Annotated in this window: 23 protein-coding genes; 12 read left to right on the forward strand and 11 right to left on the reverse strand. The window is 68.2% G+C overall.

The window, feature by feature from the left end; genetic code table 11:
- Positions 1 to 30: 30 nt before the first annotated feature.
- The 8 genes from D9601_RS05755 (at position 31) to mazG (ending at position 8,097) form a co-directional block, all read left to right on the forward strand.
- Positions 31 to 1,077 carry a lytic murein transglycosylase gene (locus D9601_RS05755; protein ID WP_198352901.1) on the forward strand — a complete coding sequence of 349 codons (1,047 nt, stop codon included), beginning with the start codon at positions 31 to 33 and terminating at the stop codon, positions 1,075 to 1,077.
- A gap of 64 nt (positions 1,078 to 1,141) precedes the next feature.
- Positions 1,142 to 2,308 carry a D-alanyl-D-alanine carboxypeptidase family protein gene (locus tag D9601_RS05760; protein ID WP_198352902.1) on the forward strand — a complete coding sequence of 389 codons (1,167 nt, stop codon included), beginning with the start codon at positions 1,142 to 1,144 and terminating at the stop codon, positions 2,306 to 2,308.
- A gap of 5 nt (positions 2,309 to 2,313) precedes the next feature.
- Entirely contained in the window at positions 2,314 to 3,297 is a 984-nt protein-coding gene (locus D9601_RS05765) for a DNA polymerase III subunit delta' (RefSeq protein WP_198352903.1), read from the forward strand.
- Positions 3,298 to 3,561: 264 nt separating this feature from the next.
- On the forward strand, positions 3,562 to 5,118 hold the full coding sequence (gene metG, locus D9601_RS05770) for a methionine--tRNA ligase (RefSeq protein WP_198352904.1): 1,557 nt from the start codon (positions 3,562 to 3,564) through the stop codon (positions 5,116 to 5,118).
- Positions 5,118 to 5,906, forward strand: coding sequence for a TatD family hydrolase (locus tag D9601_RS05775; RefSeq protein ID WP_198352905.1), 789 nt, complete (start codon positions 5,118 to 5,120; stop codon positions 5,904 to 5,906). Before metG ends, D9601_RS05775 begins: the two co-directional genes overlap by 1 nt.
- A complete protein-coding gene (locus D9601_RS05780) occupies positions 5,903 to 6,667 on the forward strand; it encodes an MBL fold metallo-hydrolase (RefSeq protein ID WP_198352906.1) in 765 nt (254 codons plus the stop codon). The genes D9601_RS05775 and D9601_RS05780 overlap by 4 nt, the downstream gene beginning before the upstream one ends.
- Positions 6,664 to 7,281, forward strand: a complete 618-nt coding sequence (locus tag D9601_RS05785; protein ID WP_198352907.1) for a retropepsin-like aspartic protease family protein — start codon at positions 6,664 to 6,666, stop codon at positions 7,279 to 7,281. Before D9601_RS05780 ends, D9601_RS05785 begins: the two co-directional genes overlap by 4 nt.
- A 21-nt stretch (positions 7,282 to 7,302) precedes the next feature.
- Positions 7,303 to 8,097 carry a nucleoside triphosphate pyrophosphohydrolase gene (mazG, locus tag D9601_RS05790; RefSeq protein WP_198352908.1) on the forward strand — a complete coding sequence of 265 codons (795 nt, stop codon included), beginning with the start codon at positions 7,303 to 7,305 and terminating at the stop codon, positions 8,095 to 8,097.
- On the opposite strand, the gene hflX is transcribed toward mazG, so the two are convergent.
- From hflX to dusB, 7 genes are all read right to left on the reverse strand, one after another.
- Positions 8,083 to 9,372, reverse strand: a complete 1,290-nt coding sequence (gene hflX, locus D9601_RS05795; RefSeq protein WP_198352909.1) for a GTPase HflX — start codon at positions 9,370 to 9,372, stop codon at positions 8,083 to 8,085. The genes mazG and hflX overlap by 15 nt on opposite strands.
- 4 nt (positions 9,373 to 9,376) lie before the next feature.
- Complete coding sequence (gene hfq / locus D9601_RS05800; protein ID WP_198352910.1) at positions 9,377 to 9,862, reverse strand: RNA chaperone Hfq; 486 nt, start codon at positions 9,860 to 9,862, stop codon at positions 9,377 to 9,379.
- A 125-nt stretch (positions 9,863 to 9,987) separates the two neighbouring features.
- A complete protein-coding gene (gene ntrX, locus D9601_RS05805) occupies positions 9,988 to 11,358 on the reverse strand; it encodes a nitrogen assimilation response regulator NtrX (protein ID WP_198352911.1) in 1,371 nt (456 codons plus the stop codon).
- 3 nt (positions 11,359 to 11,361) lie between these two features.
- Positions 11,362 to 13,590: a sensor histidine kinase gene (locus D9601_RS05810; protein WP_198352912.1), complete on the reverse strand. Its 2,229-nt coding sequence runs from the start codon at positions 13,588 to 13,590 to the stop codon at positions 11,362 to 11,364.
- Positions 13,591 to 13,783: 193 nt separating this feature from the next.
- On the reverse strand, positions 13,784 to 15,211 hold the full coding sequence (ntrC, locus tag D9601_RS05815; RefSeq protein WP_198352913.1) for a nitrogen regulation protein NR(I): 1,428 nt from the start codon (positions 15,209 to 15,211) through the stop codon (positions 13,784 to 13,786).
- Entirely contained in the window at positions 15,208 to 16,248 is a 1,041-nt protein-coding gene (locus D9601_RS05820; protein WP_198352914.1) for a two-component system sensor histidine kinase NtrB, read from the reverse strand. Before D9601_RS05820 ends, ntrC begins: the two co-directional genes overlap by 4 nt.
- Before the next feature lie 6 nt (positions 16,249 to 16,254).
- Positions 16,255 to 17,280 (reverse strand): tRNA dihydrouridine synthase DusB, encoded by a 1,026-nt coding sequence (gene dusB / locus D9601_RS05825; RefSeq protein ID WP_198352915.1) that lies wholly within the window; start codon positions 17,278 to 17,280, stop codon positions 16,255 to 16,257.
- Positions 17,281 to 17,348: 68 nt separating this feature from the next.
- On the opposite strand from dusB, the gene D9601_RS05830 reads away from it, so the two are divergent.
- Genes D9601_RS05830 through D9601_RS05840 form a run of 3 tightly spaced genes read left to right on the forward strand, consistent with a single transcriptional unit; the run spans position 17,349 to position 19,503 of the window.
- On the forward strand, positions 17,349 to 18,485 hold the full coding sequence (locus D9601_RS05830) for a bifunctional 2-C-methyl-D-erythritol 4-phosphate cytidylyltransferase/2-C-methyl-D-erythritol 2,4-cyclodiphosphate synthase (RefSeq protein ID WP_198352916.1): 1,137 nt from the start codon (positions 17,349 to 17,351) through the stop codon (positions 18,483 to 18,485).
- Complete coding sequence (locus tag D9601_RS05835; RefSeq protein ID WP_198352917.1) at positions 18,482 to 19,003, forward strand: hypothetical protein; 522 nt, start codon at positions 18,482 to 18,484, stop codon at positions 19,001 to 19,003. Before D9601_RS05830 ends, D9601_RS05835 begins: the two co-directional genes overlap by 4 nt.
- Positions 19,000 to 19,503 carry a CinA family protein gene (locus D9601_RS05840; protein WP_198352918.1) on the forward strand — a complete coding sequence of 168 codons (504 nt, stop codon included), beginning with the start codon at positions 19,000 to 19,002 and terminating at the stop codon, positions 19,501 to 19,503. Before D9601_RS05835 ends, D9601_RS05840 begins: the two co-directional genes overlap by 4 nt.
- Here the strand turns inward: D9601_RS05840 and D9601_RS05845 are convergent.
- Together D9601_RS05845 and lipA are read right to left on the reverse strand one after the other, a co-directional pair.
- The gene (locus tag D9601_RS05845; protein WP_198352919.1) at positions 19,464 to 19,922 is read right to left on the reverse strand and encodes a type II toxin-antitoxin system RatA family toxin; all 459 of its coding nucleotides are present in this window, start codon (positions 19,920 to 19,922) and stop codon (positions 19,464 to 19,466) included. The genes D9601_RS05840 and D9601_RS05845 overlap by 40 nt on opposite strands.
- Complete coding sequence (gene lipA / locus D9601_RS05850) at positions 19,909 to 20,850, reverse strand: lipoyl synthase (protein WP_198352920.1); 942 nt, start codon at positions 20,848 to 20,850, stop codon at positions 19,909 to 19,911. Before lipA ends, D9601_RS05845 begins: the two co-directional genes overlap by 14 nt.
- A 119-nt stretch (positions 20,851 to 20,969) precedes the next feature.
- Here lipA and D9601_RS05855 point away from each other — a divergent pair, with 119 nt between their 5' ends.
- Positions 20,970 to 21,599 carry a carbonic anhydrase gene (locus D9601_RS05855; RefSeq protein ID WP_198352921.1) on the forward strand — a complete coding sequence of 210 codons (630 nt, stop codon included), beginning with the start codon at positions 20,970 to 20,972 and terminating at the stop codon, positions 21,597 to 21,599.
- Between the two features lie 59 nt (positions 21,600 to 21,658).
- Here the strand turns inward: D9601_RS05855 and D9601_RS05860 are convergent, their stop codons facing one another.
- Both D9601_RS05860 and D9601_RS05865 read right to left on the reverse strand, forming a co-directional pair.
- On the reverse strand, positions 21,659 to 22,429 hold the full coding sequence (locus D9601_RS05860; protein WP_198352922.1) for a polyphosphate kinase 2 family protein: 771 nt from the start codon (positions 22,427 to 22,429) through the stop codon (positions 21,659 to 21,661).
- The gene (locus D9601_RS05865) at positions 22,407 to 23,819 is read right to left on the reverse strand and encodes an APC family permease (RefSeq protein WP_232473830.1); all 1,413 of its coding nucleotides are present in this window, start codon (positions 23,817 to 23,819) and stop codon (positions 22,407 to 22,409) included. Before D9601_RS05865 ends, D9601_RS05860 begins: the two co-directional genes overlap by 23 nt.
- Positions 23,820 to 23,925 lie beyond the last annotated feature (106 nt).

Consider the following 23,925-nt stretch of genomic DNA (forward strand, 5'->3'; position numbering starts at 1 on the left):
GCGGCGGCCCCCTGTGGCACCTGCTTGGCCATGTGGGGGCTGATCTCAGGACGATGGCGGCGCGGCGCGACCGTCGCCGCGGTGGCGCTGACGCTCGGCGGGGCGACGCCCGTCGCGGCGCAGGACGAGGCGGGCTTCCAGGCCTATCTGCCGCAGCTGCGCGCGCAGGCGCTGGCCGCCGGAGTGACGCCGAGGACGGTCGAGGCGGTGTTTCCGACGCTGACGCTCAGCACCCGCACGATCGAGCTCGATCGCGCCCAGCCGGGCAATCCCGGCAGCACCGCGACGCCGCCCTTTGCGCCCTATCAGCGCAGCCATGTCGACGCCGCACGGATCGCGCGTGGCCGGGCGACCTATCAGGCGCAGCGCGGCCGCCTCGCCGCGGTTGAGCGGCAGACCGGCGTGCCCGAATCGATCATGGTGGCGATCTGGGGGCACGAGACCAATTACGGTGCCTATACCGGCAATTTCGACCTGCTGCGCAGCCTCGCCAGCCTCGCCTACGAGGGGCGCCGTCGCGACCTGTTCGCCGGCGAGTTCATCGCCGGCCTTAAGATGCTCGACCGCGGCGTGCCGCGCGCGCAATTGGTCGGCAGCTGGGCCGGTGCGACGGGCAATCCGCAATTCCTGCCCTCCGTCTATCTGCGCCTCGGCCGCGATGGCGACGGCGACGGCCGCGTCGACATCTGGAACAGCCCGGCGGACACGCTGGCCTCGATCGGCAATTACTTCGCCAATGCCGGCTGGCGCCCGGGCCAGCCCTGGGGCATCGCGGTGCGCGTGCCTGCGGGGCTGGATCGCAGTCAGCTGACCAATCGCCTCGTCTCGCCGCGCTGCCCGCGGGTGTTCGAACGGCACAGCGGCTGGAAGACGATGGCCGAATGGCGTGCGCTGGGCGTGCAGCCGCAGGGCAGGGGCTGGCCCGCCGATTCGGTGCTGGCGACGCTGATCGAGCCGGACGGCCCGAACGCCACTGCCTATCTGCTGACCGGCAATTACCGCGTCATCCTCGACTATAATTGCTCCAACTTCTACGCCCTGTCGGTCGGCCTGCTCGCCGACGCCGTGGAGGGATGACGCCGCGCCGTCACCTCCCTATGCTGCCGCCTTTCTCCCTGCCTCGAAAGCCTTAGACGCCGACATGAACAAGCTGATCGCCGCCCCGTTGCTCGCCGCCCTGCTCGCCACGCCGACCATCGCCGCGGCGCCGCAGTTCCAGGGCACCGCGCCGATCGCCTATATGGAGGATCTGTCGTCGGGCGCGGTCCTCTACCAGCGCGACGCCGATCGCCGCATGCCGCCGGCATCGATGGCGAAGATGATGACCGTCTACGTCGCCTTCGACCTGATCAAGAAGGGCGAACTGAAGCTCGACCAGACCTTCCAGGTCCGGCCGGAGACGTGGCAGAAGTGGCACGGCCCGCAGGCCGGATCGACCATGTTCCTCTCCTCGGGCGAGAATGTCAGTGTCGAGAATCTGCTGAAGGGTATCGTCACCCTGTCCGGCAACGACGCCTGCGTCGTGCTGGCCGAGGGCATCAGCGGCACCGAGCAGAGCTTCACCGACCGGATGAACGATGCCGCCAAGCGCATCGGCCTGACCAACAGCCACTTCGGCACGTCCAACGGCTGGCCCGACGGCGGGGCGACCTATGTCACCGCGCGCGATCTCGCCCATCTCGCCGCGGCGACGATCAAGGACTTTCCGGACCTCTACAAGCGCTTCTATTCGCTGCCGAACTTCACCTGGGGCAAGACGCTGGGCGCGGGCGCGGACATTACCCAGGCGAACCGCGACCCGTTGCTCGGCCGCGTCGCCGGTGCCGACGGCCTGAAGACCGGCCATACCGAAGAGGCAGGCTATGGCTTCACTGGCTCGGCCGAACAGAATGGCCGCCGCCTCGTCATGGTCGTCGCCGGCCTGCCGACCTACAGCGGCCGCGCCGAGGAATCGGTGCGCTTCATGGACTGGGGCTTCCGCGCCTGGCAGGCCAAGCCGGTCGTTGCCGCTGGCCGCGAAGTCAGCACCGCCGAGGTGCAGATGGGCAGCAGCAGCAAGGTCGGCCTGGTCGCCCCCAAGCAGCTGACCGTGACGCTGCCGTCCGGCGCCGCGCCGCAACTCAGCGCCAAGGTCGTCTACGAAGGTCCGATCCGGGCGCCGATCAAACAGGGTCAGCATATCGCCGACCTCGTCATCACCTCGCCCGATATGCCCGAACAGCGGCTGCCGCTGGTCGCGGCACAGGATGTCGGCGAGGCCGGCTTCTTCGGCCGCGCCTGGGCGGGGCTGACCTCGCTGTTCGGCTGAACGCGATGACGGGGGGCGGGCCGCCGTTCGGCAATGCCGCGGCGCAGGCCGCCTTCCTCGCCGCTCTCCACGGCGGGTCGCTGCATCATGCCTGGCTGATCACCGGGCCGGAGGGCGTCGGCAAGGCGCGCTTCGCCGAGGCCGCCGCCCTGCGCATGCTGGCGGAGGCGGGTGCCACACGTCCGCTGCCGTCCGGTCTCGCCGTCCCCGCCGACCATCCGACGCGGGCGCTGGTCGAGGCCGGTTCGCACCCGGACCTGCGTATCCTGCGCCGTCTGCCCAAGGATGCGGACAAGCCCGACCAGGATCTCGCGCGCAGCATCACCATCGCGCAGGTGCGCAGCCTGCAGCCGATGTTCGCGACGACGCCGGCGATGGGGCCGCGCCGCGTCGTGATCATCGACGCGGTCGACGACCTCGAGCGGGGCGGCGCCAATGCGTTGCTCAAGAACCTCGAGGAGCCGCCCGCCGGCACGATCTTCCTGCTGGTCAGCCACGCCCCCGGCCGGCTGCTGCCGACGATCCGCTCGCGCTGCCGCCTGCTGCGCTTCGCACCGCTCGACGAGGCGGAGATGACGCAGGCGCTCGGCGCCCTGCTGCCCGAGGCCGACGCGGACGAGATCGCCACGCTGGTGCGCAGCGGGGAGGGGGCGCCCGGCCGTGCGGTCCGCTATGCCGGGCTCGATGTCGCCGGCCTCGACGCCGCGATCGCCGCGATCGCGACCGACGGCGACCCCGGCAATGCCCGCCGCGCCGCCTTGGCCAAGACGCTGGCCGGTAAGGCGAGCGCGCCGCGCTACGAACTGTTTCTCGAACGCGTGCCTGCGCTCATCGCGCGGGAGGCGCGCAGCCGCACCGGTCCGAGTCTCAAGGCGGCGCTCGACGCGCAGGCCGCCGCCCGCGACCTCGCCGGCGCGGCGGTCGGCCTGTCGCTCGATCCCCAGGCAACGGTATATGAGATGGCCGGCATCCTCGCGACGCTGCGCTGATCCATGATGCCGGCGGAGGCGCGGCGCGCCGTATGCGCAGGCCGCACGCCCTCTTCGTCATTCCCGCGAAGGCGGGAATCCAGACGCGCCGCCGTTTCGGTCAATGGACGAAAGGTCAGCGTATCTGGATCCCCGCCTGCGCCGGGATGACGGCATGCGTCAGGGTTGGCTGCCGGGACCCCGAGGATGGGCCGCCTCTGCCGACCCCACACCCTTGGCGAGCAGGCTTCACCTCGTCCCGTCGATCGCGTAGAGCCCGGCGCCATGGCCGATCCCTATTACATCACCACCGCGATCCATTATCCCAACGGCCGCCCGCACATCGGCCATGCCTATGAGATGATCGCCGCCGATGCGATTGCGCGCTTCCAACGTCAGGCGGGGCGCGACGTGCGCTTCCAGACCGGCACCGACGAACATGGCCTCAAAATGGCCCAGACCGCCCGTGCCCGGAACATGGAAACGCGCGCGTTCGCCGATCAGATGTCGTCCTATTTCAGCGACATGGCCGCCACTCTCAACATCAGCTACGATCGCTTCATCCGCACCGTCGAGCCGGATCATTATGCCGCCAGCCAGGCGATCTGGCGCGCGATGCAGGCCAATGGCGATCTGTATCTCGATCGTTACGAAGGCTGGTATTCGGTCCGCGACGAAGCCTTTTACGACGAGAAGGAGCTGGTCGACGGGGAGGGGGGGCAGCGCCTGTCGCCGCAGGGCACGCCGGTCGAATGGACCGCGGAAGAGACCTGGTTCTTCCGCCTGTCGAAATACCAGCAGCCGCTGCTCGATTTCTACGCTGCCAACCCCGATTTCATCCGGCCGGAAGCGCGCCGCAACGAAGTGCTGCGCTTCGTCGAAGGGGGGCTGTCCGACCTGTCGGTGTCGCGGACCAGCTTCGACTGGGGCGTGCCGGTGCCCGACAGCCCCGGCCACGTCATGTACGTCTGGGTCGACGCGCTGACTAACTACCTCACCGGAGCCGGCTATCCCGACGATGCGGCGATGATGGCGCGCTATTGGCCGGCCGATTTGCATCTGATCGGTAAGGATATCACCCGCTTTCACACCGTCTATTGGCCGGCCTTCCTGATGGCGGCGCAATTGCCGTTGCCGCGTCAGGTCTTCGCCCATGGCTTCGTGCTCCACCGCGGCGAGAAGATGTCCAAGTCGGTCGGCAACGTCGTCAGCCCCGACGAACTCACCGACGCCTTCGGCATCGATGCGGTCCGCTATTTCCTGCTCCGCGAGGTCAGCTTCGGCCAGGACGGCAGCTATTCGGCGGAGGCGATCGTCACCCGCGTCAATGCCGAACTGGCCAACAGCTTCGGCAACCTCGCCCAGCGCACGCTGTCGTTCATCGCCAAGAACCTGGGCGGTACGTTGCCCAGCGAAGGCCGTGCCGATCCGGCGGATGAGATGCTGATCGAGGAAATGGTCGTCGCCTGCGCCGGCCTGCGCACCGCCTTCGACGATCTGATGCTGAGCCAGGGGATCGAGGCGTGGATGCGCGGCGTCTTCGCCTGCAACCAATATATCGATGCGCAGGCGCCCTGGGCGCTCCGCAAGACCGATCCCGAACGGATGCACGCCGTGCTCCGCACCTTGGTCCGTGCGATCCGCATGCTCGCCATCGCCATTCTGCCGGTGGTGCCGGCCTCGGCGGCCAAGGTGCTCGATCAGATCGGCGCGGCCGAGCGCGATCATGCCGCGATCGACGACGATGGCTGGTATGCGAGGGCGGAGGCGGCGGGCTTCGTCATTGCGCCACCATCGCCCGTCTTCCCCCGGCTCGAATTGCCGGTGGCGGAGGACGCCTGATGTTCGCCGACAGCCATTGCCACCTCAACTACAAGGGGCTGGTCGAGGAGCAGCAGGCGGTGCTGGCGCGCGCCCGCGCCCGCGGCGTCTCAGCGATGCTCAACATCGCGACGCGCGAGCGCGAGTGGGACGAGATCGTCGCCACCGCGGAGCGCGAGCCGGACGTCTGGGCCTCGGTTGGCATCCACCCGCATGAGGCGGACCAGCATCCGCATGTCGACACCGCCAAGCTCGTCGCCCGCGCGCAGCATCCCCGCGTCATCGGCATCGGCGAAAGCGGTCTCGACTATTTCTACGACCATTCCGACCGCGCCCGTCAGCAGGCGAGCTTCCGCGCCCATATCGCCGCATCGCGCGAGACCGGGCTGCCGTTGATCGTCCATACCCGCGATGCCGAGGAGGACACGCTCGCGATCCTCGGCGAGGAGATGGAGCAGGGGGTCTATCCCGGTGTCATCCACTGTTTCACCGCCAGCGGCGCCTTCGCCGACGCGGCGCTCGCGCTCGGACTTTACATTTCGATCTCGGGAATCGTCACCTTCAAGAATGCGCGCGACCTGCAGGAGACGGCGGCACGCCTGCCTGCGGACCGGCTGCTGATCGAGACCGACGCGCCGTTCCTCGCTCCGGTGCCGCATCGTGGCAAGACCGGCGAACCGGCCTTCGTCGCCGACACCGCGGCCTTCCTGGCGCAGCTGCGCGGCGAGACGGTTGAGGATCTGGCGTCACGAACGGCGGCCAACTTCTTCACCTTGTTCGGCAAGGCCGGGCAAGCCGGGCGGGCATGAAGGTTCGCATCCTGGGCTCCGGCACGTCGTCGGGCGTGCCGCGGATCGGCAACGATTGGGGCAGCTGCGATCCGGCCGAACCGCGCAACCGCCGTACCCGTGCGTCGTTGCTGGTCGAGCATGACGGGGTGAGGGTGCTGGTCGATACCAGCCCCGATCTGCGCGAACAGCTGCTCGCCGCCGACGTCGCGACGGTCGACGCGATCCTGTGGACGCACGATCACGCCGACCATTGCCACGGCATCGACGATGTCCGCCAGATCTTCCATGCGCTCGGCCATCCGGTCGCCGGCTATGCCCGGTCGGGAACGCTGGAGGCGTTGCAGGCGCGCTTCACCTATGTCTTCGCCGGTCGGCGCGGCTATCCGTCGACCGTCGCCGGTCAGCCGCTGCCCGATCGGCTGGTGGTCGGCGGGATCACGATCGACGTGGTCGACCAGCCGCACGGCAATATCTTGTCGGCGGGGCTCCGCTTCACGGCGGGCGGCAAGAGCGTCGGCTATGCCACGGATTTCCATGAGCTGACGCCGGCGATGCGGTCGCTCTACACCGGTCTCGACGTGTGGATCGTCGATGCCCTGCGCTATGCGCCGCATCCGACCCATCCCGACGTCCCGACGGTGCTCGGCTGGATCGAGACGCTCGCTCCCGGCCGGTCAGCCTTCGTACATATGGATCACAGTATGGACTATGCGACGCTCCGCGCGACGCTGCCCGCCGGCGTGGAGCCGGGCTACGACGGGCTGGAATTTCACCTATGACACCGGATCTGGGCGGTCAGGCCGCTCTGTATCTGCTTCTCCTGATCCTGCCGATCTCTGCGCTGATCGCGCGCCGCGTGCCGATCCTGCGCGTGCTGTTCTCGCTCGCGTCCTGGGGGATCATCGCGGCGCTGCTGCTCGTCGTCGTCAACCAGCGTGAGCAATTCGATCCGTATCTCCAGCGCATCGCCGCGCTCTTGAAGCTCGACGACCAGAATGTTGTCGGCAAAGAAACGCGCATCCGGATGAGCCCGGACGGCCATTTCTGGGCGCGAGTGAGCGTCGACGGGGTCGAACGGCGCATGCTGGTCGACAGCGGCGCGACGGTGACCGCGTTGTCGATCGCGACCGCCGACGCCGCCGGTCTGTCGGTGAAGGACGGCATGTTCCCGATGGTGCTCAGCACCGCCAACGGCCGCATCACCGCCAAGACCGCGACGGTCGGCGAGCTGCGGCTGGGCGACATCGCGGCACGCGATCTGGGCGTCGTCGTATCACCCGCATTCGGCGATACCGACGTGCTCGGCATGAATTTCCTGTCCAAGCTGAAATCCTGGCGAGTCGAGGGTCGGACACTGATCCTCGAACCGCATCACCCGCAGGATTTAACATAATACATATTATCGAACTCGCCGATGGTGCGAGAGGGGGGCGCTGCGGCGTATCTGTGCGTGAAGAATGAGAAGATCGACCGTCTCGTCGCCATCATGGCCCGTCTTCGCGATCCGCAGCACGGCTGTGAATGGGATGTCGCCCAGACCTGGGCGACCATCGCGCCGTACACGATCGAGGAAGCCTATGAGGTCGCCGACGCCATCGCCCGCGACGACGTCGCCGATCTGAAGGACGAGCTCGGCGACCTGCTGCTCCAGGTCGTCTTCCACAGCCGCATCGCCGAAGAATGCGGCGCCTTCAATCTCGGCGACGTCGCCGATGCGATCAGCGCCAAGATGGAACGGCGCCACCCCCATATCTTCGGCGACGAGACCAAGGGCGGCCATCATCGCTGGGAAGAGGTCAAGGCTGCGGAACGGGCCGCCAAGGGTGCCTCCAGCGCGTTGGACGGCGTCGCGATCGGCCTTCCCGCCCTGCTTCGCGCCGAGAAGCTGCAGAAGCGCGCCGCGTGCGTCGGCTTCGACTGGCCGAACGCCGACGGCTCGCGCGCCAAGATCAGCGAGGAATTGGCCGAGGTCGCCGACGCGTCTACGCCTGACCACGTCGAGGAAGAGATTGGCGACCTTCTCTTCGCCGTCGTCAATTGGGCCCGGCACCTGGGCGTCGACCCCGAGGCGGCGCTGCGGCGAGGCAATGCCAAGTTCGAGGCCCGTTTCCGGGCCATGGAGGCTTTAGCCGGTGAGGCCTTCCCCCAGCTCGACCTGGATGCCAAGGAGGCGCTGTGGCAGCGGGTGAAAGGCTCAGTGCCGCTGTAGGAAGCGTTCGTAATCGCGTTCCGCCAGCCGCACCTCATATTGCGTCTGCAGCCCCTCGCTCTGCTGGCCGATGACTTCGCCATGCGCGTGCAGCCAAGCCGCGCCCGCGCCATCGGCCGCGTCGAGGGTGATCCAATAACGGCGATGTCCGGCGGTAAGCTTGGCGGCGACGGCCGTGATCAGCGTATCTACCCCTGCTCCGGTCAGGGCCGAAATCGCAACGACGTCCTCTCGTCGCGCCGCTTCGGTAAGCATGTCCTCCCGCGCCTCGCCGTCGAGCAGGTCGAGCTTGTTCCAGGCTTCGAACCGCGGCGTCGCGTCGCCGACACCGATCTCCGCCAGCACCGCCTCGACGTCGGCGCGCTGGGCCTCGCTGTCGGGATGCGCGATGTCGCGAACGTGGATCAGCAGATCGGCGGATACCACTTCTTCCAACGTCGCCTTGAAGGCCGCGACTAGCTGCGTCGGCAGGTCGGACACGAAGCCAACCGTGTCCGACAGGATCGCCTTGTCGATGCCGGGAAGCGAGATTTGCCGTAGCGTCGGGTCCAGCGTCGCGAACAGCAGGTCCTCGGCCATGACATGCGCGCCGGTAAGGCGATTGAACAGCGTCGACTTGCCCGCATTCGTGTAGCCGACCAACGCGATCACCGGCCATGGCGCACGCTGGCGTCGATCGCGGTGAAGGCCGCGCGTCCGGCTCACCTGCTCGAGTTCCCGCCGGAGCCGTGCCATGCGATCGCGGATGAGTCGTCGATCCGCCTCGATCTGCGTCTCGCCCGGGCCGCCGAGAAAGCCGAAGCCGCCGCGTTGCCGCTCCAGGTGAGTCCAGCTGCGGACCAGCCGACCCGCCTGATAGTCGAGATGGGCGAGCTCGACCTGCAACCGTCCTTCCGCAGTTGCAGCACGTTCGCCGAAGATTTCCAGGATCAGGCCGGTGCGGTCGATGACCTTGGCACCGAGACCGGTCTCCAAATTGCGCTGCTGCACGGGCGTCAGGCTGGCGTCGAAGATGACGAGATCCGCCTCGTCCTGCTGGACGTGCGTGGCGATCTGCTCCACCTGGCCGCTGCCGATCAGCGTCGCCGGCTTCGGCGCACGGACGCGCACGGCGAGCCGGTCGGTGACGACCAGCCCGATCGCGGCGGCCAGACCGGCAGTTTCGTCCAGCCGTGCCTCGGCGTCGCGGCTCGCGTCACCCTGGTCGGGCAGGACAACGATGGCCCTGCCCCCACGGGCGAACTCGTCGCGGTCACGATTGAAGCCGGTGCTCACGCGGTCACTCTGCGTCGTCGCCTTCGTCGGCAAGGTTGAGCGGCCGCGACGGTTGGATCGTCGAGACGGCGTGCTTGTAGACGAGCTGCGCCATGCCCTCGCGCTGCAGCAGCATGCAGAACAGGTCGAAGCCCGCGATCTGGCCCTGCAGCATGACGCCGTTGATCAGGAACATCGTCACCGAATCCTCCGCCTTGCGGACGGCGTTCAGGAAGATCTCCTGCAGCAACGGCTGCTTGCGTTGTGACTCGCCGACCGAGTCGACGATTGCGGCGATATCAAGCGGACCAGAGGGCATGATGGTCGAGATGGCATGCTTGTAGATCAGCTGCGATTGGCCGTCGCGGCGCAGTAGCACCGAAAAATTGTCGAACCAGGTGACAATGCCCTGCAATTTGACGCCCTTGACCAAGAACATGGTCACCGGGGTCTTCGAGCGGCGGAGGGCGTTGAGAAATAGGTCCTGCAGCGAACCTTGCTTGTCGGCCATGAAAAAGCCTTTCGTTCTTGGCGAGCCGTTTGCCCGCTATCGCGCCGTTTCCCGGCGTCGGATCGGCGTCGAGCGACGACGCCAGTCAGTTATGTATGGACGCAGATCGCGTACGTCCACCCGGATCAATCGTCGCGCATGTCGGTAATGCCGAGCAGCTTCAACTTGCGGTGGAGCGCGGAGCGTTCCATGCCGATGAAGCTCGCCGTGCGGCTGATGTTTCCGGAGAAGCGGCGGATCTGGACGCGCAGATACTCGCGCTCGAAGGTTTCCCGCGCTTCTCGCAAGGGGGCGCCCATGATCGCGCCGCCTCCGCCGATATCGCCCTGCTCGCCGAGCACCTCAGCGGGCAGCAGGTCGAGATCGATGCGGCCGATGCGATCGCCGGGGGCGAGAATGATCGTCCGCTCGACCACGTTGCGGAGCTGGCGAACGTTACCGGGCCAATCGTAGGACTGTAACGCGACCATGGCGTCGGCCGCGATCTCCGGCGTCGGCACGCGGCGTTCGTTGGCATAGTGGGCGATGAAATGCTCGACCAGCGCCGGTATGTCTTCGCGCCGTTCGGAGAGCGCCGGGATACTGACGGGGACGACGTTGAGACGGTAGTAAAGGTCCTCGCGGAAGCGACCAGCGGCGATCTCATCGGTCAGGTCCCGCGAGGTGGCGGTGACGACGCGGACATCGACCTTGACGGTGCGGGTGCCGCCGATGCGGCTGAAGCTCTGGTCGGTCAGCACCCGCAGGATGCGCGCCTGCGTCGCGACCGGCATGTCGGCGATCTCGTCGAGGAACAGCGTGCCGCCATGCGCCTGTTCGAGCAGCCCGGTGCGGACGAGATCACCCCCCTCCTCCACGCCGAACAGCTCCTCCTCGACGCGTTCCGGGGTCATGCGGGCGGCGCTGACGATGACGAACGGCGCCTGGGCGCGGTTGCTCCAGCCGTGGAGCAGCCGGGCGGCGACCTCCTTGCCGACGCCGGCGGGGCCCATGATGAGCACGCGGCTGCCGGTCGCGGCGACGCGCTTCAAGGTGGCGCGCACCGTGTTGATCGCGCCGGAGCTGCCGGTCAGGTCGTTCTCGCGCCCGGCGCTGGCGCGGAGCGAGGCGACCTCGCGACGCAGCCGTTCGGTCTCGGTAGCACGGGCGACGAGCAGCAGCAGCCGCTCCGCCTCGAACGGCTTTTCGATGAAGTCGGAGGCGCCGCGACGGATCGCGGCGACGGCCGTGTCGAGATTGCCGTGGCCGGAGATGACGAGGACCGGGATCGACGGATCGCGGCGCTTGATCTCGTCGAGCAGGTCGAGACCGTCGAGCCGCGAGCCCTGCAGCCAGACGTCGAGCAGCACAAGCGACGGCCGCCGCGTCGCGATCGCCTCCAGCGCCGCATCGCTGTCGGCGGCGGCGCGCGTCTCATAGCCTTCGTCTTCGAGGACGCCGGCGACCAGTTCGCGGATGTCGTGTTCGTCGTCGACGACGAGGATGTCGAGGGCCATGCTTCAGGTCCGATTGGAGGTAAGGGCAGCGAGCCGGCCCTCCCCCGCCGGCTCGGGCGCGGTGGCGCCCTGGTCGAGGCGGGCGAGCGCGGCACTGTCGAAGGCCATCCGCACCACCGTGCCGCCGCCCTCCCGGTCGGCGAAGGTCATGGTGCCGTGATGCTCCTCGACGATCTTCTTGACGATGGCGAGGCCGAGGCCGGTGCCGCGGGCGCGGGTCGTCATATAGGGCTCGACGATGCGGTCGCGTTCGGGTGGCAGGCCGATGCCGGTGTCGGCGACCTCGACGATCAGAACTTCTCGATCTTCGCGCATATGCATCATCACCGAACCACCACCTTCGCCTTTACTTTCAATGGCTTCGACGGCGTTCTTCACGATGTTCGTGAATGCCTGGCCCAACTGGCGGCGATCGCAGACCAGGGTCGGCATGGTGGCGGGATGATCGAAGGTGAAGCGGATCGACGGATGCGCGACCTCGTGCAGGAACAGGGCCTGGCGACCGACGTCGACGATCGATTCCTCGCGGAACACCGGCTTGGGCATGCGCGCGAAGGAGGAGAATTCGTCGACCATGCGGCGCAGATCGCCGACCTGGCGGACAATCGTGTCGGTCAGCCGCGCGAAGGTCGTGTCCTCGGGATCGATCTTGCTGCCGTAACGGCGTTGCAGCCGTTCGGCGGCGAGCTGGATCGGGGTCAGCGGATTCTTGATCTCGTGCGCGATGCGCCGCGCGACATCGGACCAGGCGGCGCGGCGCTGGTCGAGCAATTGCTGGGTGATGTCGTCGAAGGTGAGGATCGGGCCGGATTCGGTCCGCGCGATCCGCACCGCGAGCGTCCGCGGCTCGCCGGGACGGGCGACCTGGACGATCGCCTCGCGCTCGCCCGAGGCGACGAAATCGGCGAGTTCGGCGGAGACGTCCGCCAGGCGCCGACCGACCAGCCCCTCGCCCTCGTCCGCGCCGAGCAGTCCCGTCGCCGAGCGATTGGCGATGCGGATATCGCCGCCAACACCGGTCGCGATCACACCGGCAGAAACTCCAGCCATCACCGCTTCGATCAGCGCCCGGCGTGCCTGCAGCTGCTCGTTGGCGGTGACCAATTCGGTGTTCTGCTCTTCGAGCCGCCCCGTCATCTGATTAAAGGCATTGGCGAGCGTGCCGATCTCGTCGCGGGTCCGCGGGGCGGTGACGCGGGTCTTCAAATCACCCTCGGTGACGCGCCGCGCCGCGCCGACCAGTTCGCTGACCGGACGCACCAGCCGATCGGCCACATTGAGGGCAAACCACACCGCGAAGGCAACGATGAGAAGCGAAACCACCAGTAACGCCGCATTGAAGCGCAGCTGCAAAGTACGGGAGCGCGACTGCATGGCACGGAAATCGGCGGTAATCTGCTCGCCCCGCCGCCACTGCGCCGCGGTCTGCGGGTCGAAGACACGCGCCGCGTAGAGATAGGCACCCTGCTCGTAATCCATCGGAACGATGACGCCGACGCGATCCTTGCGTTCGATCACGACCTTCGTGGCGCCCGCGTTCAGTTTCGCCGCGATTTCGGGCGTGATGATCCGTTCCAAATGCCGCTTGTACGGGTTGATATAGGCTTGCGGGATCGGATCGCCCTTCAGGTAAAAGGCTGCTTCCGACATGTTTCTGTTGAAGGCCTGAAACGCGATGCCCTGCGCGAAATATTCACTGTCAACGTCGTTCTTCGTGAGATAGTAGCGAAGATCCTTTGTCATCGCCTGCGTCTGGTCGCTGACGCGATCGAGTTCTTGATTGTAGTTGATCCGCAGCAGCGAGGTCGCGTTTTCCAGCATGCCGCGCGCGCGGTCCGAGGACCAGAACTCGACGCCATATTGAAACAGCAGGGAGGCGAAGATCGTCACCAGCAACGCGGGCACCGCCGCCACGGCAGAGAAGATGGCGACGAGCCGTACGTGCAGTCGTCCCTCGCCACCGATGAGCGATTGGGCGGCACGGCGTCTGGCGATGCGTCGCCCCGCCAGCATCAACAGCAGAATGCCGGGCACCAGATTGGCGACCAGCAGCAGTGCCATGACCGGGGGCGACAGAGGCACCTGTGGGGTGTTGGTACCCGTGATGACGAAATAGGTCGCCACTGCAACGGCAATGGCGATCCCGAGAACCAGCACCTCGACAGCCGGCGTGATCCGAAGCCAGCGGTGATCGGAAGCGTGGGGCAGTGCAGGCGTCGGCGACGCAGTCATCGGTGCATCATTACAACGTGGATTGTTGCACGGAAACCACAATCTTTGCTGCCGCATTCGATGATCGTCCGGCGCCGGAACAGGCCTCGATCACCCGCCAATTGCAGCATCCTGATCGCTCAAAAAGACGCCACCGCCGGCGGATCCGGTCGCGTCGATCGCCCCCAAGTCAGCGGGCAGCACGGGCGGGTCGCTATTCCTCTCCGCGCGTGGCGATGCCCAGCGTGTCGAGGCGCTTGCGCAGCGTGTTGCGGTTGAGGCCGAGCGCCCGGGCCGCGCGCAGCTGATTGCCGCCGTGGCGGGCGAGCATCGTCTCGATCAGCGGCCGCTCGACCTCGCCGATCACGCGGTCGTAGAGGGTGCCGTCGTCGAGCGCGCCGGGGCGCTCGCGCGCGATCCGTTCGACCAGATGGCGGACGGCGGCGGCGATGTCGTCGCCGCCCGTGTCCGGCACGCTGCCCGGCCCGCCGAGCAGCGCCCGGATCGTCGTCGCGTCGATCAATTCGTCGCGCGCCAGCACGGCCATGCGGCGCATGACATTCTCCAGCTCGCGGACGTTGCCCGGCCAGTCATAGGCGCTCAGCGCCTCCAGCGCCTCGTCGCTCAGCCGCCGGCGCGGCAGACCCTGGGCGGCGGCCATGTCGAGGAAATGGCGGGCGAGCAGCGCCACATCCTGACGCCGGTCGCGTAGCGCGGGCAGGACGATAGGCACGACGTTGAGGCGGTAGAACAGGTCTTCGCGGAACTGGCCGGTGGCGACCTGCGCGGCAAGATCGCGGTTGGTCGCGGCGACGACGCGGACGTCGGCACGCAGCGGTCGCGCACCGCCGACGGTGGTGAACTCGCCCGATTGCAGCACGCGCAGCAGCCGGGTCTGCGCCTCCATCGGCATGTCGCCGATCTCGTCGAGAAACAGGGTGCCGCCTGCCGCCTGCTCGAAACGGCCGGCGTTGCGCTGGCCCGCGCCGGTGAAGGCGCCGCGCTCGTGGCCGAACAGCTCCGCCTCGATCAGCTCGCGCGGGATCGCGGCCATGTTGATCGCGACGAAGGGCGCGGCCCGGCGGTGGCCGAGATCGTGGATCGCCCGCGCGACCAGTTCCTTGCCGGTCCCCGATTCGCCGGAGATCAAGACGGTGAGATCGTTGGAGAGGACGCGGGCGATGACGCGGTAGACGTCCTGCATCGCCGGCGAGCGGCCGATCAGCGGCAGTGCCGGATCTTCCCCCGCCCCCTCGCCCGCCGCTGCCTGCGGCTGCGCGGCGCTGCGCGCGAGGGCGGCGGCGACGGCGCGGGTCAGATCGTCGAGGTCGAACGGCTTGGGCAGATATTCGTAAGCGCCGACCTCATTGGCGCGCACCGCGGTGGTCAGCGTGTTCTGCGCCGACAGGATGATGATCGGCAGCTGCGGCAGTCGCGCGCCGATCTCCTTGACCCGGTCGATGCCGTCGCCGTCGGGCAGGACGACGTCGGTGACCAACACATCGGGCACGCGCGTGGCAAGAATGCGGTCGAGCTGCGCCAGCGTCTCGGCGACCTGCACGTCGTGTCCGGCGCGGCGCAGCGCCTGGCCGACGACGGTGCGGATCGCGGCATCGTCGTCGACGACGAGGATCCGGCTCATGACGCCGCCCGGGGCAGCAGGAGGCGCAGCGTCGTCATCTCGGGGGTTCCTTCGCGGGCATATTGGACGATGCCGCCCATGTCGCGCATCAGCTTGTCGACCAGGGCAAGGCCGAGCCCCTGCCCCTCCGGCCGACCGGAGACGAAGGGGTCGAACAGATGCTCGGCGATGTCAGCGGGCGCGCCGGGGCCATTGTCGATGACGCAGATCTCGATCGGCAGCGGCACGCGCGGCCGGCCCGGCGCGGCGCTGACCGCCATGCCGTGGCGATAGGCGGTGGTCAGGATCAGGCGCGGCTGGCGTTCCGCCCGCGCGGCCTCATAGGCGTTCTTGAGCAGGTTGATCAGGATCTGGAGCAGCGCGTCGCGGTTGATCAGCGCCGGCGGCAACGAGGGGTCGAACCGCTCCTCGATCGTGACGCCGCGGGCAAAGCCGGCGAGTGCCAGCCGGCGGGCATGGCCGATCAGCGGATAGATGTTCTCAGCGGCACGATCGAGCGGACGGGTGTCGCTGAAATCCTGCATGCGGTCGATCAAGGCGGCGATCCGGTCGACCTCGGTGACGATCAGGCTGGTCAGCTCGCCCGCGCCGATCAGCTGCGCCGCACCGCGGATGCCCGACAGGGGATTCTTGATCTCGTGCGCCAGCATCGCGGCGGCGCCGCTCGCCGCGCGCGCGCTGGCAGCGCGGCCGGCGGAATGGCCGAGCCCGCGCGTGCTGGCGGCGGCATGGAGCGTGACGACGCGCCAGCCGGGATGATCGGCGAGCATGGCGGCGGCATAATCGACGCGGATCTTGCCGCGCGGCGTCGCGATCTCGACGTCATAGACGGCGACGCCATGGCCGTCGTTGGGCGTGCCCTCGGTCGGCGGCGGCAGGATGGCGGCGAGCGGCTGGCCGCGCATCACCCGCTCGGACAGGTTGAGCAGCCCTTCGGCATTGGTGTTGGCGTGGGCGATGCGATCGTCGGGATCGACGGCGATCGCCGCCACCGGCAGCGCCGCAAACAGTTCGGCGAAACCGGGACGCCCCGCCAAGGTGCGTCAGGCCGCCTGCGGCAGCGGTGTCGTCCGCAGCGACGGCTGGCCGCGGAACGGCGCGTAGAAGTCGGCGAGCATGCGCTGCACGACCTTGGCGTCGGGCTCCTGATTGACCGTGTTGCGGAACTCGGCCGATCCGTTCAGCCCCTTGGTGTACCAGCCGATGTGCTTGCGCGCCATGTTGACCCCGGTGTGGGTGCCGTAATGATCGAGCATCGCCTCGTAATGTTCGGCGATGGTGCGATATTGCTCGTCCATATCCGGATCGGCACGGCGTTCGCCGGTGGCGAACCAGTGCATCACCTGGCCGAGCAACCACGGCCGGCCATAGGCGCCGCGACCGATCATGATGCCGTCCGCGCCCGACTGGTCGAGCGCGGCTTCGGCATCCTCGATCGAACAGATGTCGCCGTTGGCGATCACCGGCAGATCGACCGCATCCTTGACGCGGCGGATGAAGCCCCAGTCGGCCTGACCCTTGTACATCTGGTTGCGGGTGCGGCCATGGACGGTGATCAGCTGGACGCCGAGGTCCTGCGCGATACGCGACAATTCGGGCGCGTTGAGGCTGTCGTGACACCAGCCCATCCGCATCTTGAGCGTGACGGGTGCCCGAACCGCCTTGACGACGCTGTCGATCAGCTGCGCGGCGAGCTTCAGGTCGCGCATCAGCGCCGACCCGGCGTCGCCGTTGGTGACCTTGCGCACCGGGCAGCCCATGTTGATGTCGATGATCGCGGCGCCGCGATCCTCGGCGAGCTTGGCCGCCTCCGCCATCTCATAGGGGGTGCAGCCGACGAGCTGCATCGACACCGGCTCTTCCGACAGGTGCCACGCCGCCTTCTGGATCGACTGGCGCGTCTCGCGGATGGCCGCCTGGCTGGCGATCATCTCGGTGACGTTGAGGCCGGAACCGTAGCGACGCACCAAGGTGCGGAACGGCATGTCGGTGACGCCGGTCATCGGCGCCAGCACGACGGGCTGGTCGATCCGCACGGGACCGATCTGAATGGGGGCGAAGGGTCGCATCGATCTGCCTGAAAAACGGGCAGCTCCCTACCCTTTCCGGCGTCGGCTGGCAAGGCTAGGGGCGGCGCATGACCGATCGATTGGGAACGACGGCGCTGATCGTGGCGGCGGGCTCCGGCTCGCGTGCGGGCGGCGCGGTGCCGAAACAATATGCGCCGCTCGGGGGCAAGCCGCTGCTGCGCTGGGCCTATGAGGCGTTCGCCCGCCATCCCGCCATCGCCGAGGTGGTGGTGGTGATCGCCGCCGGGGCGGAGGCGCAGGCACGGGCAGCACTGGGCGACGGCGCGCGGCTGGTGACCGGCGGGGCGAGCCGGCGCGAGTCGGTGGCGCGCGGACTGGCGGCGGTCGACGGCGCGCGCGTGCTGGTCCACGATGCGGCGCGGCCGTTCGTGCCGGCGGCGGTGATCGACCGGGTGATCGCGGCGCTGGACGAGGCGGAGGGCGCCTATCCGGTGCTGGCGGTGGCGGACACGCTGGTGCGTGACGGGGCGGTGGTGCCGCGCGACGGCCTCGCCCGGGTGCAGACGCCGCAGGGCTTCCGCACCGAGGTGCTGCGTGCCGCCCATGCCGGCTGGCCCGCCGACGAAGAGGCGACCGACGACGCCCAGATGGTGCGGCGGCTTGGCGGACGCGTCGTTCTGGTGCAGGGCGATGCGATGCTCGACAAGGTCACGCACCCGCAGGATTTCGCCGCCGCCGAGACGCGGCTCGCCTTTGAGACGCGCAGCGCGTCCGGCTTCGACGTCCACCGGCTGGAGGCCGGTGAGGACTTGTGGCTGGGCGGCGTGCTGATCCCGCACGACAGGGGCCTGTCCGGCCACAGCGACGCTGACGTCGCGCTGCACGCGATCACCGATGCGCTGCTCGGCACGATCGCGGCGGGCGACATCGGCACGCACTTTCCGCCGAGCGACCCGCAGTGGCGCGGCGCCGAATCGGGCCAGTTCCTGCGCCATGCCGCAGGGCTGGTCGCCGAACAGGGCGGTCGCATCGACTTCATCGACCTTACCCTGATCTGCGAGGCGCCCAAGATCGGCCCGCACCGACCGGCGATGCGGGCGCGGATCGCCGAACTGCTGGCGCTTCCCGAAGGCCGGGTCAGCGTCAAGGCGACGACCACCGAACGGCTGGGCTTCACCGGCCGCGGCGAGGGGATTGCCGCGCAGGCGGTGGCGACGATCAGCCTGCCGGAGCAGCCGCGATGATCCGCGCGCTCCTGCTGTCGACCGTGTTGCTCGCCGCGCCGGTGCAGGCGCAGAGCCGCTGCCTGACTGCGCCCGAGGCGGAGGCGGTCACGCTCGTCGCGCTGCCGACGATCATCCAGCAGACCGGCGTCGTCTGTGCGACACGGTTGCCGTCGTCCAGCCTGCTGCGTCAGACCGACGGCGGCTTCATCGACAAGTATCGCGATGCCGCCGAGCGCGCCTGGCCGAACGCGCGCGCCGCCATCGTCAAGCTCAGCGATCCGCTGATCGACGGGCTGCTGCAGTCCGAATTCGCGCGGCCGCTGCTCACCGCGGCGTTGGCACCGCTGCTGGTCGGCCGGATCAATCCGGCGGATTGCGGCACGATCGACCGGTTCGTGACGCAGCTCGCCCCCCTGCCGCCGCAGAATACCGCCGGCGTGATCGTGACGACGCTGGGCTACCTCAAGGCGGAGAAGGCGAAGGGCAAGGACAGCGCCGTGCCCGACCTGCCGCTGTGCACGGGGAGCGCGCGATGACCGATACGATCCTGCCCGCCGAACTGGTCGCCGCCGCCGCCCGCGTGGTCGAGGCGAACCGCGCCGCCGGGCGTACCGTCGCGGTCGCGGAGAGCTGCACCGGCGGCCTGGTCGCGGCGGCGATCACCGAGATCCCCGGCTCGTCCGACGTGCTCGGCGCCGGTTTCGTCACCTATTCGAATGACGCCAAGAAGGCGCTGCTCAAGGTCAATGCCGATGTGCTCGACACGTTCGGCGCGGTGTCGATCGCGACCGCCTGGGCGATGGCGCAGGGCGCGCTGACGCAGAGCGGCGCCGATGTCGCGGTGGCGATCACCGGGGTCGCCGGCCCCGGCGGCGGATCGGTCAAGAAGCCGGTCGGCACCGTCGTCTTCGCCCGCGCCGAGAAGGGCGCGGACCAAGCCGACGTGCATGCCGACATGAAGGCGTTCGGTGACCTCGGCCGCGGCGGCATCCGCCTTCAGGCGGCGCTGGTCGCGCTGGAGCTGTTGCTGCCGTAGAGTTTGGCGGCGCGTTCCTCGAAGGCGCCGATCATCTTGCGCAGCGCCATGCCGAACACTTGGCCGGCGAGCATCTCGAACATCCGGTTCTTGAACTGGAAATCGACGGTGAAGTCGACCGCGCACCCTGCCCCGTCGGGCCGGAAGCGCCAGTCGTTGTGGAGGTACTTCAGCGGCCCGTCGACATATTCGACATGGATATGGTCGGGCCGCTGCTTCTCGACCTTCGAGGTGAACGTCTCGCGCAGCCCCTTGAAGCCGACGATCATGTCGGCGAGCGTCGCGGTGTCGCTGTTCTGGCGGACGCGCATCGCGCTGACCCAGGGCAGGAACTCCGGATAGCGCTGCACGTCGGCGACCAGATCGAACATCTGCTCCGGCGTGTACGGCAGTCGCCGCGTCTCGCTATGGTTGGGCATGAACGGGCTTCGCCCCCGCCAGCTTCGCCTCCCGTGCCGCCCGCATCTTCGCGAAATCGTCGCCGGCGTGATAGCTCGACCGGGTCAGCGGCGACGAGGCGACGAGCAGGAAGCCCTTCGCCCGCGCGATCGAGGCATAGGCGGCGAACGCCTTCGGATTGACGAATTCGGCGACCTTGGCGTGGCGCGGCGTCGGCTGCAGATATTGGCCCATGGTGAGGAAGTCGATGTCGGCCGAGCGCATGTCGTCCATCACCTGATGGACCTCGAGCCGCTCCTCGTCAAGGCCGAGCATGATGCCCGACTTGGTGAAGATCGACGGATCGAGCTTCTTGACGCTCTCCAGCAGGCGCAGCGAGGCGTAATAACGCGCGCCCGGCCGGATCGTCGGATAGAGCCTGGGGACGGTTTCGAGATTGTGGTTGTAGACGTCGGGCCGGGCGGCGACGATCGCCTCGACCGCGGCCTCGTGCTTGTTGCGGAAGTCCGGGGTCAGGATCTCGATCGTCGTCGTCGGGTTGGACCGCCGGATCGCCTCGATCACCTTGACGAACTGCTTGGCGCCGCCGTCGGGCAGGTCGTCCCGGTCGACCGAGGTGACGACGATATGCTCGAGGCCCATCTGCGCCGCCGCATCCGCCACGTTCTGCGGCTCCATCGGGTCGACCGCACGCGGCATGCCGGTCTTGACGTTGCAGAAGGCGCAGGCGCGCGTGCAGGTGTCACCGAGGATCATGACGGTGGCATGTTTCTTCGACCAGCATTCGCCGATGTTCGGGCAGGCCGCTTCTTCGCACACCGTCGTCAGGCTCTTGGCGCGCATCAGCTCGCGCGTCGCGGCAAAGCCGGCGCTGGTCGGCGCCTTGACGCGAATCCAGTCGGGCTTGCGCTGCCGCTCCGGGCGGGCCACCGGGGTCATCTCGTTCATGACGCGCGAGATAGCGCCTGTGGCCCGGCGAAACAACGGATGTGCCACGAAGTGTTGCTATGGGACCGCAAAGGCCCTGAAGTGCGTTAGCGGACGCGATATTTCTTCAGGAGGGATGCGTGACCGACTTTGCCGACATGATCCAGGGCTACCACCGTTTCCGCGACACCGGCTGGGCGCAGCAGCGCGAGCGCTGGGACGAATTGAAGGACGGCCAGAGCCCCAAGGTGATGGTGATCGCCTGCTCGGACAGCCGGGTCGATCCGTCGCAGATCTTCGACGTATCGCCGGGCGAGATCTTCGTGGTGCGCAACGTCGCCAATCTGGTGCCGCCCTATGAGGTCGGCGGCGGCCGTCATGGCGTCTCGGCGGCGTTGGAGTTCGCCGTGACGCAGCTCGAGGTACCGGAGGTGGTGGTGATGGGCCATGCCTCGTGCGGCGGCTGTGCAGCGTCGCTGTCGGGTGCGTTCGACGGCCATGCGCCGGGCGATGGCGGCTTCATCGCGCAATGGGTCGGCCTGCTCGACGAGGCACGCGAGAAGGTACGTGCCGAGCACGGCGACGGCCCTGAGGCAAAGAGGGCAATGGAGCATGAGGCGGTGCGCGTCAGCCTCGCCAATCTGCGCACCTTCCCCTTCGTCAAGGAGCGGGAAGAGGCCGGCACATTGGCGCTGCGCGGCGCCTATTTCGCGATCGCCGACGGCGTGCTGCACGTGATGGATGACGAGGGCCGGTTCGCGGCGGCATAGCCGATTGCCCGTCGCCCCGGCCGATCCCCGGGGCGACGGGCGGCAGGCGGCAGGCGTCCTCAGCCTGCCAGCGCTTCCCTGGCGATCCGTTCCAGTTCCGGATCGAGCGGCGGCGGCGTCATGTCGACATGGCGTTCGAGCTGGTCTGCGACGGCGGTAAGCGCAGTGATGCGGGCAGATTTCTTGTCGTTCCCCGCGATCACCGTCCAAGGCGCACCGCCCGTATCGGTGCGGGCGAACATGTCGTGCATCGCGGCCAGATAGTCGGCGCGACGGGCGCGATTGCGATAATCGTCGGGACCCGTCTTCCACCGTTTCCACGGATCTTCCAGCCGCGCCTTGAGCCGTTTGTCCTGTTCCTTCTGGCTGGTGTGGACGAACAGTTTGACCAGCGCCGTGCCGCCTTCGATCAGTTCGGCTTCGAAGGCGTTGATCTCTTCGTAGCCGCGGCGCCATTCCTCCTCGCTGGCATAGCCCTCGACCCGCTCGACGAGCACGCGGCCATACCAGCTGCGGTCGAAGACGCTGATGTTGCCGGGCTGCGGCAGCCGTTGACGGAACCGCCAGAGGAAGTCGTGCGCCTTTTCCTCCGCGGTCGGCGCGCTGATCGGATAGACTTCGTAGCGCCGCTGGTCCCAGCGCTGGGTGAGACGCTCGATGATGCCGCCCTTCCCCGCCGCGTCCCAGCCCTCCAGCATGACGACCGCGGCGCGGTCGTGAAGGATATGGGCGATGAGGATATGCTCAAGCCGCTTCTGTAGGACCTTCAGATCGTCGGCATAGTCGCCCTTGTAATGATGGTCGCTCTCATAGTCGTTCAGGTCGATCATCCGTCACCTCCGGCACGTGAACGCGCCAGTCGCCGCGGCGACGCAGCACCAGCACGTAATAGGCGGCGGAAGCTGCGATCTGCAGTGCGGTCATGATCAGGCCGGGCCGGCCCTCGGCGGGGTCGAGCCAACTCGTCCAAGTGACGTAGCCGAGCGCGATCAGCGTCGCGACCGGCGCGAGCGGAAAGAGCGGCATGCGATAGGCGGCATGCGCGGTGGCGCCATTGAGCCGGCCGACCAGCGCGGCGACGGCGATGCCGGCATAGATGGCGACGAGGCCGGTGCCGCTGAGCACCAGCAGCAGCGTCAACGGCAGGAAACAGCAGGCGACGCCGACCCCGCCGACGATCAGCGTGCCGACCCAGGGCGAACCCAGGCGCGGATGGATCATCGCCATCCACCGGTCGAGCGGTCGGCCCCAACTGCCATCGCGGGCGGTGCCGTAGAAGAAGCGAGCGCAGGCGAGGATGCAGGCGATGATCGCGTTGACGATGGCGATGACCACGCCGATCGCGATCGCGTCCGCCGTCCAGCCACCGCCGCGCATCCGGGCGAGCAAGCCGAACGGATCGTCGGCGGTGACCGCGCCGTGCAGATCGGGCGCGCCGACCAGCAACGCGACGGTCGGTGCGATCTCGAACACCAGGGTAAGGACGAGGCTGGCGAGGATCGCACGCGCGATCAGTCGCGACGGCTCGCGCATCTCCTCCGCAAAATAGACCGCGGCACCATAGCCGTTGAGCGCGAAGATCGCGATCGAGGTGGCAAGGCCAATTGCCGCCGGGCTGGCGGGGACCAGCGCGGCTGCCGACGGCATGACGGGGTGGAGCAGCATCGCGCCGACCGGGCGGGCGCGATCGGCGAGACCGAGCGCGACGATCGCCGCCAGCGCCAGCATCTCGCCGAGCAAAAAGAGGCCCGTGACCCAGGCGTTGACCCGGATCTGGAGCAGCGCGATCAGCGTCGCACCAGTGACCACGACGACCGCCACCGGCACGGTCGGCAGCCCCGGCCAGACGGTCGACAGCACCGCACTGATGCCAAGTCCGGCGACCGGCGGGAAGAACAGATTGTTGAACACATTGACGCCGAGCATCACGAAGCCGGCGAGCGGCCCCAGCGTCTGCGCCACCGCGACATATTCGCCACCGGCGGCGGGCCAGGCGCTGGACAGTTCGGCATAGACGAAGGCGGTCGCGACGCAGACGATGCCGGCGAGCACCATCGCCCAGATCGCGCCGGTCCCGGCGACCTGCAGCATCCCCGGCACGATGACGAACACCGACGAGGCCGGAGTTGCCACAGACAAGGTCAGGAACAAGACGCCCATCACGCCCAGGCTGCGGGTGAGCGGCGGCACCGGCCGGCCAAGTGGTTGATCGTCCAGCATTGTCCCCCGGCTCATACCCCGGCGGGTCTAGTGGCATGGTTAATGTGGCGAAGAAAGATGGCGATGCTGGCCTTTCCCGCCCCTCCCGGGCCCGCAACCGGTGTGC

Source organism: Sphingomonas sp. MA1305, from assembly GCF_016107325.1.
Taxonomy (GTDB): domain Bacteria; phylum Pseudomonadota; class Alphaproteobacteria; order Sphingomonadales; family Sphingomonadaceae; genus Sphingomonas.